The organism is Solibacillus sp. FSL K6-1126, assembly GCF_038003445.1.
In the GTDB taxonomy this organism is placed as follows: Bacteria; Bacillota; Bacilli; order Bacillales_A; family Planococcaceae; genus Solibacillus; species Solibacillus silvestris.
In genome coordinates, this window is the sequence record NZ_JBBOPD010000001.1 from 577,501 (window position 1) to 595,212 (window position 17,712).

General features: G+C 40.9%; 12 protein-coding genes, 14 tRNA genes and 2 rRNA genes (1 of these 28 only partly in view). 23 read left to right on the forward strand and 5 right to left on the reverse strand.

Annotated features, from left to right (window positions below; genetic code table 11):
• The 17 genes from MHH44_RS02790 to MHH44_RS02870 all read left to right on the forward strand — a co-directional run.
• Positions 1-810, forward strand: a 23S ribosomal RNA gene (locus MHH44_RS02790); it begins 2,119 nt to the left of the window's first position.
• 74 nt (positions 811-884) lie between these two features.
• A 5S ribosomal RNA gene (gene rrf / locus MHH44_RS02795) occupies positions 885-1,000 on the forward strand.
• 11 nt (positions 1,001-1,011) lie between these two features.
• Positions 1,012-1,087: transfer RNA gene (locus tag MHH44_RS02800), tRNA-Val, on the forward strand.
• Between the two features lie 10 nt (positions 1,088-1,097).
• A tRNA-Lys gene (locus tag MHH44_RS02805) sits at positions 1,098-1,173 on the forward strand.
• Between the two features lie 50 nt (positions 1,174-1,223).
• A tRNA-Gly gene (locus tag MHH44_RS02810) sits at positions 1,224-1,298 on the forward strand.
• 6 nt (positions 1,299-1,304) lie between these two features.
• A tRNA-Leu gene (locus MHH44_RS02815) sits at positions 1,305-1,393 on the forward strand.
• 19 nt (positions 1,394-1,412) lie between these two features.
• Positions 1,413-1,489, forward strand: a tRNA-Arg gene (locus MHH44_RS02820).
• 59 nt (positions 1,490-1,548) lie between these two features.
• Positions 1,549-1,622: transfer RNA gene (locus MHH44_RS02825), tRNA-Met, on the forward strand.
• Between the two features lie 12 nt (positions 1,623-1,634).
• Positions 1,635-1,727: transfer RNA gene (locus MHH44_RS02830), tRNA-Ser, on the forward strand.
• Positions 1,728-1,772: 45 nt separating this feature from the next.
• A tRNA-Met gene (locus MHH44_RS02835) sits at positions 1,773-1,847 on the forward strand.
• A gap of 3 nt (positions 1,848-1,850) precedes the next feature.
• Positions 1,851-1,926 (forward strand) — tRNA-Asp (locus MHH44_RS02840).
• Positions 1,927-1,931: 5 nt separating this feature from the next.
• Positions 1,932-2,007, forward strand: a tRNA-Phe gene (locus MHH44_RS02845).
• Positions 2,008-2,010: 3 nt separating this feature from the next.
• Positions 2,011-2,084, forward strand: a tRNA-Gly gene (locus MHH44_RS02850).
• Positions 2,085-2,095: 11 nt separating this feature from the next.
• Positions 2,096-2,172 (forward strand) — tRNA-Ile (locus MHH44_RS02855).
• 11 nt (positions 2,173-2,183) lie between these two features.
• Positions 2,184-2,259, forward strand: a tRNA-Asn gene (locus MHH44_RS02860).
• 1 nt (position 2,260) lies between these two features.
• Positions 2,261-2,332: transfer RNA gene (locus MHH44_RS02865), tRNA-Glu, on the forward strand.
• A 273-nt stretch (positions 2,333-2,605) separates the two neighbouring features.
• A complete protein-coding gene (locus MHH44_RS02870; RefSeq protein ID WP_340797743.1) occupies positions 2,606-4,174 on the forward strand; it encodes an S-layer homology domain-containing protein in 1,569 nt (522 codons plus the stop codon).
• A 488-nt stretch (positions 4,175-4,662) separates the two neighbouring features.
• Here MHH44_RS02870 and MHH44_RS02875 read toward each other — a convergent pair whose 3' ends face one another.
• A complete protein-coding gene (locus MHH44_RS02875; protein WP_008404708.1) occupies positions 4,663-5,964 on the reverse strand; it encodes a S8 family peptidase in 1,302 nt (433 codons plus the stop codon).
• Between the two features lie 132 nt (positions 5,965-6,096).
• On the opposite strand from MHH44_RS02875, the gene MHH44_RS02880 reads away from it, so the two are divergent.
• The gene (locus tag MHH44_RS02880; protein ID WP_340797744.1) at positions 6,097-7,311 is read left to right on the forward strand and encodes a tetratricopeptide repeat protein; all 1,215 of its coding nucleotides are present in this window, start codon (positions 6,097-6,099) and stop codon (positions 7,309-7,311) included.
• A 161-nt stretch (positions 7,312-7,472) separates the two neighbouring features.
• Here the strand turns inward: MHH44_RS02880 and MHH44_RS02885 are convergent, their stop codons facing one another.
• Together MHH44_RS02885 and exaC are read right to left on the reverse strand one after the other, a co-directional pair.
• The gene (locus MHH44_RS02885) at positions 7,473-7,799 is read right to left on the reverse strand and encodes a DUF779 domain-containing protein (RefSeq protein ID WP_340797745.1); all 327 of its coding nucleotides are present in this window, start codon (positions 7,797-7,799) and stop codon (positions 7,473-7,475) included.
• 72 nt (positions 7,800-7,871) lie between these two features.
• Entirely contained in the window at positions 7,872-9,392 is a 1,521-nt protein-coding gene (exaC, locus tag MHH44_RS02890; protein WP_014824816.1) for an acetaldehyde dehydrogenase ExaC, read from the reverse strand.
• 457 nt (positions 9,393-9,849) lie between these two features.
• On the opposite strand from exaC, the gene MHH44_RS02895 reads away from it, so the two are divergent.
• Together MHH44_RS02895 and cyoE are read left to right on the forward strand one after the other, a co-directional pair.
• Positions 9,850-10,872: an AbrB family transcriptional regulator gene (locus MHH44_RS02895; protein WP_008404698.1), complete on the forward strand. Its 1,023-nt coding sequence runs from the start codon at positions 9,850-9,852 to the stop codon at positions 10,870-10,872.
• 171 nt (positions 10,873-11,043) lie between these two features.
• Positions 11,044-11,940, forward strand: coding sequence for a heme o synthase (gene cyoE / locus MHH44_RS02900; RefSeq protein ID WP_008404696.1), 897 nt, complete (start codon positions 11,044-11,046; stop codon positions 11,938-11,940).
• An 822-nt stretch (positions 11,941-12,762) separates the two neighbouring features.
• Here cyoE and MHH44_RS02905 read toward each other — a convergent pair.
• On the reverse strand, positions 12,763-14,145 hold the full coding sequence (locus MHH44_RS02905; protein ID WP_008404693.1) for a dipeptidase: 1,383 nt from the start codon (positions 14,143-14,145) through the stop codon (positions 12,763-12,765).
• Between the two features lie 62 nt (positions 14,146-14,207).
• Complete coding sequence (locus MHH44_RS02910; protein WP_340797746.1) at positions 14,208-14,609, reverse strand: YrvL family regulatory protein; 402 nt, start codon at positions 14,607-14,609, stop codon at positions 14,208-14,210.
• A 272-nt stretch (positions 14,610-14,881) separates the two neighbouring features.
• On the opposite strand from MHH44_RS02910, the gene MHH44_RS02915 reads away from it, so the two are divergent.
• The 3 genes from MHH44_RS02915 (at position 14,882) to MHH44_RS02925 (ending at position 17,695) form a co-directional block, all read left to right on the forward strand.
• Positions 14,882-15,436, forward strand: a complete 555-nt coding sequence (locus MHH44_RS02915) for a glycerol-3-phosphate acyltransferase (protein WP_340797747.1) — start codon at positions 14,882-14,884, stop codon at positions 15,434-15,436.
• Positions 15,423-16,940: an aminotransferase class V-fold PLP-dependent enzyme gene (locus tag MHH44_RS02920; protein ID WP_340797748.1), complete on the forward strand. Its 1,518-nt coding sequence runs from the start codon at positions 15,423-15,425 to the stop codon at positions 16,938-16,940. Before MHH44_RS02915 ends, MHH44_RS02920 begins: the two co-directional genes overlap by 14 nt.
• A 209-nt stretch (positions 16,941-17,149) precedes the next feature.
• Positions 17,150-17,695 (forward strand): RNA polymerase sigma factor, encoded by a 546-nt coding sequence (locus tag MHH44_RS02925; RefSeq protein WP_008404685.1) that lies wholly within the window; start codon positions 17,150-17,152, stop codon positions 17,693-17,695.
• The last annotated feature ends 17 nt before the right edge of the window (positions 17,696-17,712 follow it).

Here is a 17,712-nt window from a genome sequence, read left to right on the forward strand (position 1 = left end):
ATTGAATTTTGGTACAACTTGTACAGGATAGGTAGGAGCCAGAGATCTCGGAGCGCCAGCTTCGAAGGAGGCGTCGGTGGGATACTACCCTGGTTGTATTGAACTTCTAACCCATGCCCCTTAGCGGGGTAGGAGACAGTGTCAGGCGGACAGTTTGACTGGGGCGGTCGCCTCCTAAAGAGTAACGGAGGCGCCCAAAGGTTCCCTCAGAATGGTTGGAAATCATTCGTAGAGTGTAAAGGCATAAGGGAGCTTGACTGCGAGACCTACAAGTCGAGCAGGGTCGAAAGACGGGCTTAGTGATCCGGTGGTTCCGCATGGAAGGGCCATCGCTCAACGGATAAAAGCTACCCCGGGGATAACAGGCTTATCTCCCCCAAGAGTCCACATCGACGGGGAGGTTTGGCACCTCGATGTCGGCTCATCGCATCCTGGGGCTGTAGTCGGTCCCAAGGGTTGGGCTGTTCGCCCATTAAAGCGGTACGCGAGCTGGGTTCAGAACGTCGTGAGACAGTTCGGTCCCTATCCGTCGTGGGCGTAGGAAATTTGAGAGGAGCTGTCCTTAGTACGAGAGGACCGGGATGGACATACCGCTGGTGTACCAGTTGTCTTGCCAAAGGCATCGCTGGGTAGCTATGTATGGACGGGATAAGTGCTGAAAGCATCTAAGCATGAAGCCCCCCTCAAGATGAGATTTCCCATTACGCAAGTAAGTAAGACCCCTGAAAGACGATCAGGTAGATAGGTTCGAGGTGGAAGTGCGGTGACGCATGCAGCTGACGAATACTAATCGGTCGAGGACTTAACCACATTTTATTGCTCAATTCAATGAAACGTTTATCCAGTTTTGAAAGAATGAAATTTCTTTTAACTAAATAATTAAGTGAAGTGATGATGGCAAAGAGGTCACACCCGTTCCCATACCGAACACGGAAGTTAAGCTCTTTAGCGCCGATGGTAGTTGGGGGCTTCCCCCTGCGAGAGTAGGACGTCGCTTCGCTTATTTTTTTTGGAGGATTAGCTCAGCTGGGAGAGCACCTGCCTTACAAGCAGGGGGTCGGCGGTTCGAGCCCGTCATCCTCCACCATTTTAATCAAGAGCCATTAGCTCAGTTGGTAGAGCATCTGACTTTTAATCAGAGGGTCGAAGGTTCGAGTCCTTCATGGCTCACCAGTTTATAATCATTATTTATACTGTCAGAGTAAAAATATCTTAAGCATTTTGCGGAAGTAGTTCAGTGGTAGAACACCACCTTGCCAAGGTGGGGGTCGCGAGTTCGAACCTCGTCTTCCGCTCCAAAAAATGCCGGGGTGGCGGAACTGGCAGACGCACAGGACTTAAAATCCTGCGGTGAGTGATCACCGTGCCGGTTCGATTCCGGCCCTCGGCACCATCATTTATTTAAACAATATGCGCCCGTAGCTCAATTGGATAGAGCGTCTGACTACGGATCAGAAGGTTGTGGGTTCGACTCCTGCCGGGCGCGCCATATAACTTAACTGGATAGAGCTTACATTGCTTTAACTAGTAGAGATAACTATTGATCATGGCTACCTAGCTCAGCTGGCTAGAGCATTCGGTTCATACCCGAAAGGTCGTGGGTTCGACTCCCTCGGTAGCCATTTTAAAATTTTGGAGGTATACCCAAGTCTGGCTGAAGGGATCGGTCTTGAAAACCGACAGGCGGGTAACACCGCGCGGGGGTTCGAATCCCTCTACCTCCTCCATTTTTACAAACTGGGTACTTAAAACAGGTTCAAACATAATATTATCGCGGGGTGGAGCAGTGGTAGCTCGTCGGGCTCATAACCCGAAGGTCGCAGGTTCAAGTCCTGCCCCCGCAACCAAATGGTCCCGTGGTGTAGCGGTTAACATGCCTGCCTGTCACGCAGGAGATCGCCGGTTCGATCCCGGTCGGGACCGCCATTTATGGGTTTGTAGCTCAGTTGGTAGAGCATTAGATTGAAGCTCTAAGTGTCGGCGGTTCGATTCCGTCCAAACCCACCATATGCGGGTGTAGTTTAGTGGTAAAACCTCAGCCTTCCAAGCTGATGTTGTCGGTTCGATTCCGATCACCCGCTCCAGTTTTTAAATAGGGCCTATAGCTCAGCTGGTTAGAGCGCACGCCTGATAAGCGTGAGGTCGATGGTTCGAGTCCATTTAGGCCCACCATATATAATTATTCCGAAGTAGCTCAGTTGGTAGAGCATCCGGCTGTTAACCGGCAGGTCGCAGGTTCGAGTCCTGCCTTCGGAGCCATGGCCCGTTGGTCAAGTGGTTAAGACACCGCCCTTTCACGGCGGTAACACGGGTTCGAATCCCGTACGGGTCATTTCTAAGCATGTAGCAGAAGCTGCATGCTTTTTTTATTTGTAAAGGATTTTAAATTTCTTATAGTCCGTAGTCCTTCTTGAAATAGAATATTAGTTTAACGATATAGAGGTTGTTGTGAAAAAGGGGAGAAGCGACAAATCCCAACTATAATTTTGAGTGGTCATGAAAAGGATGAACAATCCATTACTACCAAAAAGATAATTTAAATACTATTCAAAAATAACTTTCTTTCTTTATTAAAAAATCTATAATAAATAAGGGAGGTTAGAAAATGAAAAAAGTATTTAGTCTATTATTAGTGTTTCTTCTAACTATATCCTCGATGTTATATGCTACACCAACAAGTGCGGAACAAGTGTTTACCGATGTATCGCCAAAGCATAGTAACTATCAGGATATAGCTTTTTTATTGGATAAAGGTATTATTAGCGCCGATAAAAAGATATACGGAGTAAAGGACATTGTGACACGCGAAGAAGTGGCTGTCATGGTCGCAAAGGCTGTTGGTCTTGACGGCACACAGCGAGCTACGAAGTTTAAAGATGTTCCGAAGTCTCATAAAAACAGCGGGTATATTCAATCAGCTGTGGAGGCCGGTATCATTAACGGCTATACGGATGGTACATTTAAGCCGACGACAAAAGTGACACGTGGTCATATGGCTGCATTTATTGCACGTGCATTTGATTTACCGAATGGCACGAAAACCTTTAAAGATGTGAAAAAAGGGCATACGGCATATGAAGCAGTGAGCCAATTAGCTGCAGCCAATATTACAACTGGTTATGAGGATGGTACATTTAAGCCTGCGAATAATTTAACGCGTGCTCATATTTCTGCATTTTTAGCACGTGCAGTGAAATATCAGGAAGGTTTAGGCTCAACATCTTCTAAATTGAACGTACACTTTTTAGATGTTGGACAAGGAGACTCGATTTTCGTTCAAGCACCAAATGGAAAAACAATGCTTATTGATGCAGGGACGAAAGAATACGGCAGCAAGGTTGTTGCTTATTTAAAATCTAAAAATGTGAAGAAGCTTGATTACGTAGTAGCAACACATCCAGATGCCGATCATATCGGTGGATTAGCTGCAGTACTGGAAAGCTTTACGGTTGGCGAGTTTATTAACAGCGGGAAAGTCCATACAACGGTAACATATGAAAATTTACTGCAGATGGTAGTCGATAAAAAAATTCCTTATACAGAGCCGAAAGCGGGAGACTTGATTTCATTGGATTCAAATGTGAAAACTCAAGTTTTAGCTGTCAATGCACAAGCAAGTGATATGAATGATGCTTCCATCGTATTAAAACTGACGTATCAAAATATGTCTTTCTTATTGATGGGCGATGCGGATGCAGGAATCGAAGAGCAAATTGCGAAGAAATATGATGTTTCCGCAACGATTTTAAAAGCGGGTCATCACGGTTCAAGTTCAAGTAGTTCGCTTGGATTTTTACAAAAAGTAAATCCGAAAGCGGTTATTTTAAGTTATGAAGAAGGCAACAGCTATGGCCATCCTCATAAAGAAGTGCTTTCAAACATTAAAACGGTTGGTACAAAAGCTTACGCAACTGCACAGGATGGAACAATTGTTGTGACAACGAACGGTCAATCCTACTCGATTAGTGCGAAAGAGTTCATCGTGCCGAATACGACACCTGAAAATCCAAAAGGTGATGTGAATTCTGGGACATATGTCATTCCAGGAGCACCGACTGCATTTAAAAACTGTACAGAAATGCGGGTTTATTATCCGAAAGGTGTCAGCTCATCGCATCCTGCTTACGCAACAGCAAGAGACGGCGATAAAGATGGCTGGGCTTGTGAATTATAATTTACGTGAAGCAGCTTAAGTGAAATTTTGCTTAAGCTGTTTTTTATTGGGCGGTTTTATTAGAATATTGGTGCGGGATATTAGAAGAATTTGAGGCGATATTAGAAGAAATCAGAAGGGTATTAGAAGTTGCGCCGGTTTCATCTATTTTTTAGTCTCGTATGCGGTTGAATTCGCAAAACTGTAATGCGATCAGATTTATATTAGAACAATTGGACCGGATATTAGAAAAAGTTATAGAGATATTAGCTAATCAAAAGGGGATATTAGAACAAAGCGGATACTTATTAGCACAACTCACAGTTATATTAGAAAATTGCAACTTTATTAGAATAAATAAAATTATATTAGAACATTCTCGAACATATTAGAACACTGCGACCAACCTTAAAAAGTGTATACCGTTAAGCAAAGGGGGAGAACAAATTAAATGAAAAATCGAAACACCAGCAGCACGGCCGGTGTTTCGTTTTTTATTACATTCTATATTACTGAACACGGGCGAACCCAAATCCTGAAGCGTAGTCATCGCCTGTAGCGGCACCGTATCCGCCTTTAATATCTACAGCTTTTGCGCGTGTTTGTAAGTTTGAGCGCAGTTGCGTGTGAGACCAAGACGGGTTTTGAGCCCAGATTTTTGCTGCTAAACCTGAAACGTGAGGTGTAGCCATCGATGTTCCGCTAATTGTATTGTAGCTGCCGTTATACCATGTAGAATAAATCGCTGAACCTGGAGCTGAAATTTCAATATCACCTTGCTGGATGACATAATCGCCATCCGTTGAAGCATACCCGCGTGAAGAGTAGTCAGCTACACGGTAAGTTCCGTTTTGCTGTACATTTTCTAATGCTGCTACAGCAATAGCATTCGGTAATGCTCCCGGATAGCCAATTGTTCCTTGTGCATAACCTGAGTTACCGGCTGCCGCAACAATAAGTACGCCTTTGCTGTATGCATAGTTGACAGCACTTGAAATTAGGCTGTTATTCGCTGAAGAACCTAATGACATGTTGATGATTGTTTTTGTACCAGTAGATGTTGCTTGATCAGCAGCATGGCGGATCGCAGCAGCAATATCATCCGAGTAGCCAGAACCGCTGTCTGTTAATACTTTGTATGCCCAAAGATCTGCATCTGGAGCAACACCATAAACACCGCCTCGGTCACTTCCGCCATCAGCCAGTGCTGACCCGGCAACATGCGTACCATGACCGTTTCTATCAGTACAGCTATTATTTACAACGGCTGTCGCTGTCGTAAAGTCTTTACATTGCTCCACAGTATTGGCAAGGTCAGGATGGGAAGTGTTAACTCCTGTATCAAGTACAGCGATATTTACGCCGCTTCCTCCAGATGTAGATGTTAATGAACTATTATTATAAATCGCTTTAATTCCCCATGGTACTTGCTGGGAAGCTCTTGCGTAAGCAGATGCATCCGGTGTTCTATCTTCTGTTGTATAATCCTCGCCCAATTCCAGATTGATCGGATCTAATGAGACGACAGGAACTTTTGTGACCGTGAAATTTTTATTCTTTTGTAATGCCTGGAATTGCTTTTCATTCATTTCCGTTGAAAATCCGTTCTCTGTTAATTCCCAACGAGCCGAATATTGTGCTTTTGCTGATTGTTTTGCAGACTGGTTGTTTGCTTCAATGTACACACGGAACTTTTCTTGGCCAACATTGTTTGTTGAATTATCTTCGCTACCTAAAGTTGCCGCATTAGCCGGACTCATTAATGATCCTGCAATCAATAGACTGAATAATGTACTCTTCACTTTTTTCATTTTCCTGACCCCTTTTCAAAGTATATTTGGATTACATATTGAATTTATCACATTACTAGTTTTTTGATTATTGGGAAAATATTAAGTATACTAGATAAACTATCCAACTATTTAAAGGGGTGTGGTATTTGAATGAAAATAGGTTCTTTAATAAAGTACTATCGTACAAAGCTGGGAATGACTCAAAATGAGGTTGCAGCGGGAATTTGCTCAATTCCACATTTAAGTAAAATCGAGAATAACAATAAAGAAGCAAACTGCGAGACAATCCGTCTACTTTTGGAACGCTTGAACGTTAATAGCCATGACGTCGAAAATAGCGAGCACCATATCATAAAGTTATTGAAAGACTTACAAAAACAGATCAATTACCTAGAAAATGAAAAAGCTATTGCGACAATGGAACTATTAAAAGAATTTGAAGAGATCATTGGTTTTACAGAATCAGTCTATTTATATGAACTTTATAAATTACGTTACTACGTGTTTATTAACGAATATAAATTGGCGGAACAACAGTTGAAGTGGCTAAATGCCCACCGTCAGAATTTTTCCCAACATGAGAGATATTTACATTCTTACTATTATGCATTAGTTTTAATAACAAGGGGTAAGTATGCAGAAGCAGCTGTAGAACTAACTAATATACTTAAGACAAGCTCGGAACTTGGGTCACTGGAAGGGGAGTTTTACTATCACTTTTCGTTAATAAAAGGCCGGCTGGATGAACCGAGCCAGGCAATTCTTTATGGGAGAAAAGCACTGCATTATTATAAGGATCAGTTTAATTTTAAGCGGATTATTTATACTTCCATGTCGCTCGCTCTTTATTACGCGCAGGGGAAAGTATTCCATGAAGCAATCGAAATTTATGATCATCTCCTGAGAAATGTGGAACTGATGCAGCAACAGCAGTTACTGCCTGCTATATATCATAACCTTGGGGATTTATATCAAATGAGAGGCGAATATGAAAGAGCCCTCGTTTATTTTGAGCAAAGTGCTTCGTTAATGGAAAATAACAGCGATAACTATTTATTTTGTTTATATAATTTGGGCATGACGCAATTTCGCCTTGATCAAAAAGTAGAAAGTTTCAAAACCTTTACTATGTTAAAGGAAGAAGCAAAAAGTAAGAGAAAACTAAGTTTTAATTTATTTGCTTCTTTTTATTTATATTTGCTAGGTGGACAAGAAAAGAAAGCAATGGAATTTTTGGAGGGGAGGTTAATTCCGTTTACGGCAAACAGTGAAGAGTTTAAAGAAATGCACCAGCAGTTTTCTTATTTACTGGGCGAGTACTACAGGCAAGAAAGGAAATTTGAAAAAGCAATCCAATTCATTTAATTATAAAGGAGACGAGGAATATGAAGAAAAACGTTAAATTATCGCTATTATTATTAAGTGTGGCATTGGTGACATTGTCTATCCCAATTTATCCCCCAGTTTTATCATAATAAAAAGCGCCATTCAGAAGCTTTATTTAAGCTGCTGGATGGCGTTTTACACTATTTCATTACCTTTGATTTCATCAAAAAAGCAAATCCTTCTGCGCTCTCCAATGAAAAAGATGCGCCCTGACCTTCCATTACATCAACAAGAACTTGCATATGCTTTAAATACTCCGACTGATGCTTATCAATATAATACGGAACATCCGAAATTTCCCCGATAAGTACAAGCTGGCTGCTAATATAGTGCCCGTCCTTTGTAAAACACATTGGCACCGTACCATCGCAGCAACCGGAAGACTGCTCAAACACCAAGTTTCCATGCTTTGCCTTCAACAGCTCGATAACCTCAATCGCTTTTTCAGTCACGACTAACTTTTCCATAAAGCATCCTCCTATAAAAAAGAGGATGTACTGTAAAAGCACATCCTCTAATAGTTCGCTTCTCGCTTTGGCTTAGAAGAAACCTTGAGCGTTTTTGTTGTAGCTTACTAACATACATTTTGTTTGTTGGTAGTGATCTAACATCATTAAGTGGTTTTCGCGACCGATACCTGATTTTTTATATCCGCCGAATGCAGCGTGAGCAGGGTATTGGTGGTAAGTGTTTGTCCAAACACGACCAGCTTGGATACCACGTACAGCGCGGTAAGCTGTATCCATGTTACGTGACCATACACCAGCACCTAGACCGAATTCAGTGTCGTTAGCGATTTCCATAGCTTCTTCGAAAGTAGAGAAAGTTGTTACAGAAAGAACTGGACCAAAGATCTCTTCTTGGAAGATACGCATTTTGTTGTGACCTTTGAATACTGTTGGTGCCACATAGTAGCCGCCTTCTTGGTCAGCATCTAATTGGTTTTGGTAGCCGCCGATAAGTAGCTCAGCGCCTTCTTCTTTACCGATTTCGATGTAAGATAAGATTTTTTGTAATTGCTCATTTGAAGCTTGAGCACCCATCATTACTTCTGTATCTAACGGGTTACCAATTTTGATTGCTTTAACGCGTTCTAATACACGTTCCATGAATTTGTCATAGATAGATTCGTGAACTAATGCACGTGAAGGACAAGTACAAATTTCGCCTGAGTTTAATGCGAACATTACTAAACCTTCGATAGCTTTATCCAAATACTCATCGTCATGATCCATTACGTCTGGGAAGAAGACGTTTGGTGATTTACCGCCAAGCTCTAATGTTACAGGGATAATATTCTCTGTAGCGTATTGCATAATTAAACGACCAACACCAGTAGAACCAGTGAACGCCACTTTGTTGATGCGTGGGTTCGTAGCAAGTGGTTTACCAACTTCAATACCTAAACCATTAACGACGTTGAATACGCCTTTTGGTAATAAGTCTTGAATTAATTCGATTAATACCATGATTGAAGCTGGTGTTTGTTCAGCAGGCTTCATCACGATTACGTTACCAGCTGCTAATGCCGGTGCGATTTTCCAAGAAGCCATTAATAATGGGAAGTTCCAAGGAATAATTTGACCGACAACCCCGATTGGCTCGTGGAAGTGGTATGCTACTGTATCGTTGTCGATTTCAGAAATTCCGCCTTGTTGTGCACGAATCGCACCAGCAAAGTAACGGAAATGATCCACTACTAAAGGAATATCAGCGTTTAATGTTTCACGTACTGCTTTACCGTTGTCCCAAGTTTCAGCAACAGCGATTTTTTCTAAATTTTCTTCAATGCGGTCTGCAATTTTATTTAAAATATTCGCGCGGTATGCAACAGAAGTTTGTGCCCAAGCACCTTTAGCTGCATGTGCTGCGTCTAATGCTAATTCAATATCTTCTTCAGTTGAACGTGCAACTGAAGTAAATACTTTACCAGTTACAGGTGATTTTACATCTAGGTATTGTCCTTTAACAGGAGCTACCCATTCGCCACCGATAAAGTTATCGTATTTTTCTTTAAAGTTAACTACTGCACCAGCAGTATTAGGGTTTGCATAGATCATCTATTAACACCTCTATTATTGTTTTAAAGTTATAGTAACTTTATGTCCTCATTATGCAACTAAGTACGAAAAATAGCAAATGAAAATGCTTACATACTTAGTTATGTCGTTATACTTGTAAAATGAAATCGCATGGAAAAATCATTTTTGGTGAAATTATTTATGTACTGATACAGAGGAGTTAGGTGAGTGAGGTGATGAAAAAAGTGGATTAAACCTTATATCATTATAATAAGTGGTTATTATATAACAAAAATATACAGTGGAACTATATGTATAAATATTCATAAATATTTATGAATATTTTTTATTATATGTTATATTTTCTATTTAATTAGTGGTTTTATAAGGTTGGAATTGTACACATTCTATTGTATTACAGTTTAATAAGTTGTTCGCATTACGAAATAATTTAAGTTAAAATGAACGTATTCATTAAAAGGAAAGGGGAGAAATTATGCTTCTTGTATTCGTCATTGCACTTTTTGGGGCACTTCTATTCTCCACGCTTTCATTTCCGATTCCATGGCTGATCGGTCCTATTTTTTCGGTGCTGGTTGCACAGTTTTTCATTAAAGATAGGCTGCGATGGCCGGCTGTTTTGCGAAATACAGGACTTGTAATCGTCGGTGTCGCAATTGGTCAGCAATTTGATTTCTCACTATTTTCCGATTTCAAATCCTTGCTGTTTTTTATGGTCATCGTGAATGTTCTATTGTTTGCGTTTTGTTTAGGTATTGCATGGGTGATTGCTCGATCAACGGGTCTTACATTTAAAACAGCCGTCGCTGCCAATGTGCCAGGTGGATTATCTCAGCTTGTATTGTTTGCAGAAGAAGAAGGGGACGTCCATTTAACAGCAGTCACTTATTTTCATATTGTGCGTGTGTTGGGGGTCGTGCTGCTCATTCCGTTTTTAGTATCTGGTCACGTTGTTGGGGGGGCGAGTATTCCGTTAACATGGGATGTTTGGCAAGTGATCTTGGTCATTTTGCTCGCTGCTGTTGCCGTTCCGCTTGGCAGAAAATTAAAGCTGCCTGTCGCGCACTTTTTAACGCCAATCATCATTGTTATCGGATTAAAATTCTTTGGAATTGAAGCGCCGACAATGCCAAGTGATGTTCTTCATATTGCGCAAATTTTAATCGGTGCCTATATCGGGCTGTTATTAAAGCCGGAAACATTGCGTCTTCCATTGAATGTTTTGATCGGTGGGATTGCCAGTACGGTTGCGATGATTATTCTCACATACGGCACAAGCTTGCTCATCGCCCGGTTTTTAGATTTAAGTTTTGCAACAAGCTTTTTAAGTACAGCACCTGGTGGACTCGATCAAATGGGGCTTTTAGCGGCTGCGGTTAAGGCGGATATTTCCGTTGTAACGGTTTTCCAGCTGTTTCGTTTGCTGTTTATATTCTTATGTGTATTACCTATTATTAAGTGGGTTTACCGAGAGCGGGAAGAGTCTGTACAACAATGAATGATAAGCCGTTTCGTTAATTGTCTGCCCAGCAATCCAATCATTAATTGTGACAGGATTATCACGACATTTTAAATGGGAAAATGAGAAAAAAAGCCTGGATGCTAACCCTTTACGTCCTGATTAGGTTATACTAGAGAAAGTGATTAATTAGGAAGTAGGATTAAGAACATGCAAACGCAATCGAATCGACAGTTGTGGGCGCAAGCAGTGAAGACCGGCATTATAAAATCTAACTTAATTCCGATGATCGCGGCATTAATGCTCGCCCTGTATACGTATGAATTAAATTTTATTGATCATATTCCCGCTATTATTTATGCAATTATTGGTTCTGCGGCTGTTATAGCTGCAGCAGGTGCATATAATAACGTCTATGACCGGGATATTGATCAAATTATGCCCCGTACAAAAACTCGTCCAACCGTTACTGGAGAACTTTCTGCGAAGTTAGTGCTAATCGTTGCGACGATTTTATTAATACTAGGATGTACGGCGCTTTATTTAGCATCACCGTTAGCTGCTTTGTTAGGGTTTTTAGGTGTATTTTTCTATGTTGTCCCTTATACAATGTGGACAAAACGCCGTACAATCTGGAATACAGAAGTTGGTAGTATTTCAGGCGCTATGCCCCCACTCATTGGATGGGCAGCCGTCGCTCCGGATCTGTGGCATCCGGCTGCATGGGCGCTGTTTCTAATTATGGTCATTTGGCAAATGCCTCATTTTTATGCCATTGCCATTCGTAAAAAAGAGGATTACGCCGCGGCGAATATCCCAATGCTACCTGTAGCAAAAGGGGAAAAGCGCACATATATTCAGTCGAATATTTATCTCGTGCTGCTAATTTTATCGAGCTTTTTGTTTTTACCGCTTAGCTTAGGTTTAACAATCGTTTCACTTGTCCTTGGTGTCATTTGGCTATGCATGAGTATTGCTGCGTCAAAAAAACAAGGTGAGAAGAAGTGGGCGAATATTATGTTCGGTTATTCGCTCTTCCATATGATGGCTGTATTTGGGACAGTCTTTATTTATGCAACAGTTGGCATGATTTTAAATGCGCTTTAAAGTTGTAGAATCAAAAGAGGGCGGGACATAACCCAAAAATGCTATTTTTCTCTCAGAGAAAAATAGCATTTTTTTGCTGAGCGTTAAAAATTGATTTCCATTTCGGGACGCTTTCCGCGGGCGTGGCCTGAGCCTGTAGTCTCAGGCGTCACGCTATTCCCGCAGGAGTCGCCCTCCATTCCAATCAATTTTATAAAATATCTGTTTCTTAATAAGGATTTTCTCCTTATTTAATGAAATTTCCACTTCTGTCCCAACCTCTTTTTTGTTATATAGGTTAAGCACTTGTATAATCTTCTTTTTTATTTAGTAATAAATACTTATATGGAATAGACTTTTCTTATATATTATAGGATTTCATCAAAAATCAATTAAGAAACATCAAAATATTATTATTTTCTATCCGCTTGTTGAGAAATTGTGAACAGAAAATGTGAGCATAATATGACAATGATAGCCCACGTATTTTTTGCTTGAAGGAGACATGCTATCATTGGTTTATCAAGTAGAGCGGTGTGCATGGAAGGCAAACTTGCTCACTCATTGATATGCTATGTTACTCATAAATCTCGTACATGACTTCGACAACATATAACCCCCCTATTTTTATATGGTCCCGTACGGATTCCAAAAGACGCCAATGCTGTAGTGAGCATTGGCGTCTTTTTTGTTTATCGTCCAGGCTAGGCTAAAGCGCCAACTCCTCAGACATTTCGGTCCCTCCAAAAGAGGCTCACACGATGTGAGTCATTGGGGGGCATGCCACAGGGACGTGGCGTTTTGCCCACTAGGAGTTGGACTGGCGCTTTAGCACTTTTGTTTTTAAAATTTAATTGTTGCTACTTCATGCATGTAATCGCCAAGTACTCGCAAGCCTTGGTCGAAGTTTTCAAGATGGAAGTGTTCGTTTGGTGCATGGAAGTTTTCGCTTGAAAGACCGAAGCCCATTAACACTACAGGCAAACCTAAAATTTCATCGAATGCTGCAACGATCGGGATTGATCCGCCACCGCGCGTATAAGCTGTAGGTACTTCATATACTTTTTCATATGAACGACCTGCCGCCTGAATTGCCGGGTGATCGAATGGTGTTAAGTAAGGTTTTCCTTTATCAAATTCAGAAATCGTCACTTCGACACCAGTTGGTTTATGCTTTTCAATATGCGCTTTCAGTAAAGAAACGATTTCCTCAGGGTCTTGATCCGGTACTAAGCGGCATGTAATTTTTGCACCCGCTTCAGCAGGTAAAACTGTTTTAATGCCTTCACCAGAGAAGCCGCCGAATACACCGTTTACTTCCAATGTTGGACGTGCCCATGTTTGTTCCAAGTAAGAATAGCCAGCTTCACCGAATAATTCTTTCACACCGACTTCTTCTTTTAATGCTTCTTCATCAAAGTTCAAATCACGGTAAGCTTGGCGCTCTTCTTCAGATAGGGGACGAACTGAATCATAGAAGCCTTCCACTTGAATTGTACCGTGCTCATCACGGAAAGAAGCTAAAATTTCTGCAAGTGCATGGATCGCGTTTTGAACACCACCGCCATAAAGGCCAGAGTGCAGGTCACCTTTTGCACCGCGCACATCAATTTGCACACCTGTTAGTCCGCGTAAGCCATAGCATACTGCGGGTTTTCCTTTTGCGTATAGACCTGTATCGGAAATGACGATTAAGTCAGCCGCTAATTTTTCTTTATTGTCTTCTGTATACTTCGGAAGAGACGGACTGCCGATTTCCTCTTCACCTTCGTAAATGAATTTCACGTTTACCGGTAATGTACCTTCTGTCGCAAATAACGCTTCGATCATTTTTAAATGCATGAACACTTGTCCTTTATCATCCGAAGAACCACGTGCAAACAGTTTATTGTCGCGGATGGCCGGTTCAAAAGGAGGTGTTTCCCATAAGTTTAATGGATCAACTGGTTGTACATCATAATGACCGTAGAACAGAATTGTCGGTTTGCCTTCAGCATGAAGCCATTCCCCATAAACGACCGGATGACCCGCTGTTTCATCTACTGATACGTTTTCGATGTTTAATGATTTTAAGTGGTCCGCCAGCCAGTTTGCCGCTGACAACATATCGGCCTTGTGCTCAGATAAAGCAGAAATACTAGGAATACGTAAAAATTCGTTTAACTCCGCTAAATGACGTTCACGGTTTTCCGTAAAGTAACCGTCTAACTTTTCTAAATGACTCATATGGTTGAGTGCCTCCCTTTATTTCGGTTGTAGAAATAATTATAGCATAGAACAACTGGAAATCAGCTTCTCATCTTTTCTTTTTTTGAGCCTGCGTCAAACACCCAATACATTGTCGCTGTCGCAATCGCAAAGACAATTCCGCCATATAAAGGCAAGTAAATGGATTCCATTATGAGTGAAATTGTCATTAAAAGCGTAAAGGAGATAAGTAAGTGCGCAAAGTACTTGTGGAACCGGTGATTTTGCGTTGTTTTTAATTCAATCAGGACATCAGAAAACATAACAAACGCAAATTCAATGACTCCATAAATTAGAATGAACCAAATTAAGTTTCCCCAACCTTCAAATTCAATTCCGACAAGCAGTAAAATGCCTACTTCCACAGAAATTGCGATTCCGATGATCGCTATAAATAGTAATCCGATAAAAATAAAGCCTATAAATCCTCCGAAATTCTTCATATAAACTCCTAACAAATTTGAATAGATAATAGTTAGTATAAATGATTTTTAGAAAAAAGAGGGAAGCACGCTCCGTCAGGAAATATAAAAGTACACTTTTTTCAATTGTTCTCTAAATGATTATATGGAGTACCCGCGAATAATCATTTTATAAACCCATTTAAAGTTAAGAAATACTGTATTGTGTTTTTGATAAATATGGAAAGCAATCGGTGCAACTTCTGCTCAAATACGCTACGATAAAAATAATAAATCCAAAAAGGGTGATTAAAATGTTCTATATACTGCTAAGTTATTTACTCGGTACAATCCTTTTTGCGGTCGTTCTAGGGAAAGTAAAAGGAATTGATCTTCAGCATGCGAATAGCGGTAATCTTGGGGCACGAAATGCCGGGCGTACATTAGGGAAGTGGGCTTTTATCTTTGTGGCAGTAGGGGATGGTTTGAAAGGGCTTCTTGTAGTAGTTGTAGGACGAATGCTTGAGCTTCCTGAACTGACGATTGCACTTGCTGTTATTGCTGTAGTGCTTGGCCATTTGTACCCGTTTTGGAATCGCGGAAAAGGTGGAAAAGGAGTCGCAACGGTAATTGGAGCAATGGTCGCTTTTTCACCGTTATTGATTTTCGTATTTTTAGCTGGCTTTTTATTGAGCCTGCTCGTAACAAAAAGTGCAACACTTAGTATGACAGGCGGGTTTATCTTGTATGGACTAATTATGAGTGTATATATAGAAGCAGGAATCATCGTAACAATCGCACTTGTTCTCGTTATTTGGAAACAGCGTCATAGTATTGTAGAAAGGGTGAAACCAAATGTACTGGAGTAAAATTGCAGCAACAGATGAAGAATTTGATGCAATCGCAGCATTAAACTATGAAACTTTTGTAGAGGAAATTCCTCAGCATGAGCACAATCCGCTGCGTCGGCTGATCGATAAATTTCATGATGAAAATGTGTATGTAATCGTCTATAAAAATACGGAAATGGTCGGTATGGTTGCATTCCGCGATACACGACCATTTTCAATCGATCGAAAAATCGGGAATGTAGAAAAATACTTGGATGCAGAAGTTTGCGAACATTTATGTGAAATCCGGCTGCTCGCGGTGAAAAAGAATCACCGGAACGGGCGTGTTTTTACGAAGCTTGCAACAGCGATCTACCGCTATTTTTATGATGTAGGATATACAGCATGCGTCATTTCCGGTACGGTCCGAGAAGAGAAAATGTATACGCAAATGGGGTTCAGGCAATTTGCGTCAGCTGTTGGGACTGAGGAAGCACGTTATTTGCCAATGGTTTTAACACGGCAGGACAGCGCGGTTTTCCGTGAGCGTCTGCGTGAACAGAATAGGGTGTTTTTCCCGGGACCAGTTGCATTGGAAAATCCGCTGATTCCGTCCACCATTTCCCATCGCTCCGTAAAATTCCAGCAGGAGCTTGATGATATGAAAAGCGGGTTATGTAAACTTGCAAAGGCAAATTACGTTATACCACTTGTCGGTACAGGGACACTTGCCAATGATGCGATGCTCGGCCAGCTGAAAAGTGAATTTCCTCATGAAGCTGGACTAGTATTGGTAAATGGGGAATTCGGTCAACGTCTTCATAACCAGGCGAAACAGTGGGGACTACATATTGAAAAGATTGATGTTGGATGGGGAAATCCATTCGATATTGCAGAAATTGAAGCGTATTTACAAAAGGCGGGGTATCGATACATTTTATTTGTGCATGGCGAAACATCAAACAGTACATTAAATCCGCTTGCCTCGTTAGGTAAGTTGGCGGAAAAATATAAGATAAAGCTATGTGCGGACTGTATTAGTTCGTTTGGTTCCATACCATTTTCGATGCAGGGGCTTCACTATGCAACAGCAGTCAGCGGGAAGGCGCTTGGCACGGTGGCGGGACTTGCTTTCATCTTCTGTAAGGAACAACCGATTTCTAGTGATGCACCACTGTATTTGAATTTGCCTTATTATATTGAAAAGCAAATTCCGTTCACATTGCCGCATAGTTTTGTAGAGGCAGTAAGCGATGTATTAAAGTTGTATCCGGAGCGCTTTGAAGTATTGGAAAAGCGGATGGAGGCAATTAAGAATTCAACGCTTGATGTAACAGCAACTTATCCGATGATTGCTACATGGGAGCACCCAAAAATGGCTGAAATCCTTACTGCATGCGAATTAAATGGTTTTTATCTGCATGGCGACAGCGCATATTTAAGAGAACGCAATATCGCTCAAATCAGCACAATCCAACCGAATTTTGAAAAAGATTTTAAAAAGTTAAATGAATTGCTTACTTATGTAATGGAAACTTTGTAGGGGGAGGACTATGCGGGGGATGCAGAAACATTTATTTCGTTCAAATGATTACAACCAATCTTACAGCATTGTAAGGTAATTGAAAGCCAATCCGATAGAGTGTAATTGTTTAATTTGGCACAATAAGGTCATAAGGAAATTTAACATACACATACGATGTAATTATGCCAAGGGCACACTTCATATAAAATCTATCGGAGGACTTTCAAATGAATGAATTATTAACGACTATTTATGATGAATACAACCGCTACATTTACCATCTTTGCTTAAAGCTTACACGCAATCAAAACGAAGCAGAAGATTTAATGCAGGAAGTTTGGGTAAAAGTTGTACGCTATGAAGAATCAGTATCAAAAGTAGACCATGTAAAAGCATGGCTTACAACAATTACGATGAATACATTCCGCGACCGCTATCGCAAAAATGTACGTCGCAGTAAATACATGATGAATCAACCTGAACAATTAGACGTACCGATTTTAGATTTGGTTCCCAACAATGATTTTACGACAGAAGAACTTGTGGAAAAAACAGAAATCACAAAAATCGTGCAGGAGAAAATGGCACAGCTTGATAGCATTTACCAAAAAACATTATGGTATTTCTATGTGGACCAATTCTCATTAGCCGAAATTTCCGAATTGATGAAAGTGTCAATCGGTACGGTGAAATCTCGTCTGTTCCGCGCAAAAGCACGCTTAAAAGAAATTTTACTATCCGATAATGGTGTCGCTGAAGCAGTATTGGCTTAGTAAAAGATAGGACGAAA

Excerpts from the sequence above, each read along its gene's own strand:
- MHH44_RS02925 (WP_008404685.1), top strand. The coding sequence starts at position 17,150 with ATGAATGAATTATTAACGACTATTTATGATGAATACAACCGCTACATT.
- MHH44_RS02885 (WP_340797745.1), bottom strand. The coding sequence starts at position 7,799 with ATGGAAAAGTTAGTCGTGACTGAAAAAGCGATTGAGGTTATCGAGCTG.
- MHH44_RS02920 (WP_340797748.1), top strand. The coding sequence starts at position 15,423 with ATGTACTGGAGTAAAATTGCAGCAACAGATGAAGAATTTGATGCAATC.
- MHH44_RS02915 (WP_340797747.1), top strand. The coding sequence starts at position 14,882 with ATGTTCTATATACTGCTAAGTTATTTACTCGGTACAATCCTTTTTGCG.
- MHH44_RS02910 (WP_340797746.1), bottom strand. The coding sequence starts at position 14,609 with ATGAAGAATTTCGGAGGATTTATAGGCTTTATTTTTATCGGATTACTA.
- exaC (WP_014824816.1), bottom strand. The coding sequence starts at position 9,392 with ATGATCTATGCAAACCCTAATACTGCTGGTGCAGTAGTTAACTTTAAA.
- MHH44_RS02895 (WP_008404698.1), top strand. The coding sequence starts at position 9,850 with ATGCTTCTTGTATTCGTCATTGCACTTTTTGGGGCACTTCTATTCTCC.
- MHH44_RS02875 (WP_008404708.1), bottom strand. The coding sequence starts at position 5,964 with ATGAAAAAAGTGAAGAGTACATTATTCAGTCTATTGATTGCAGGATCA.
- MHH44_RS02880 (WP_340797744.1), top strand. The coding sequence starts at position 6,097 with ATGAAAATAGGTTCTTTAATAAAGTACTATCGTACAAAGCTGGGAATG.
- MHH44_RS02870 (WP_340797743.1), top strand. The coding sequence starts at position 2,606 with ATGAAAAAAGTATTTAGTCTATTATTAGTGTTTCTTCTAACTATATCC.
- cyoE (WP_008404696.1), top strand. The coding sequence starts at position 11,044 with ATGCAAACGCAATCGAATCGACAGTTGTGGGCGCAAGCAGTGAAGACC.
- MHH44_RS02905 (WP_008404693.1), bottom strand. The coding sequence starts at position 14,145 with ATGAGTCATTTAGAAAAGTTAGACGGTTACTTTACGGAAAACCGTGAA.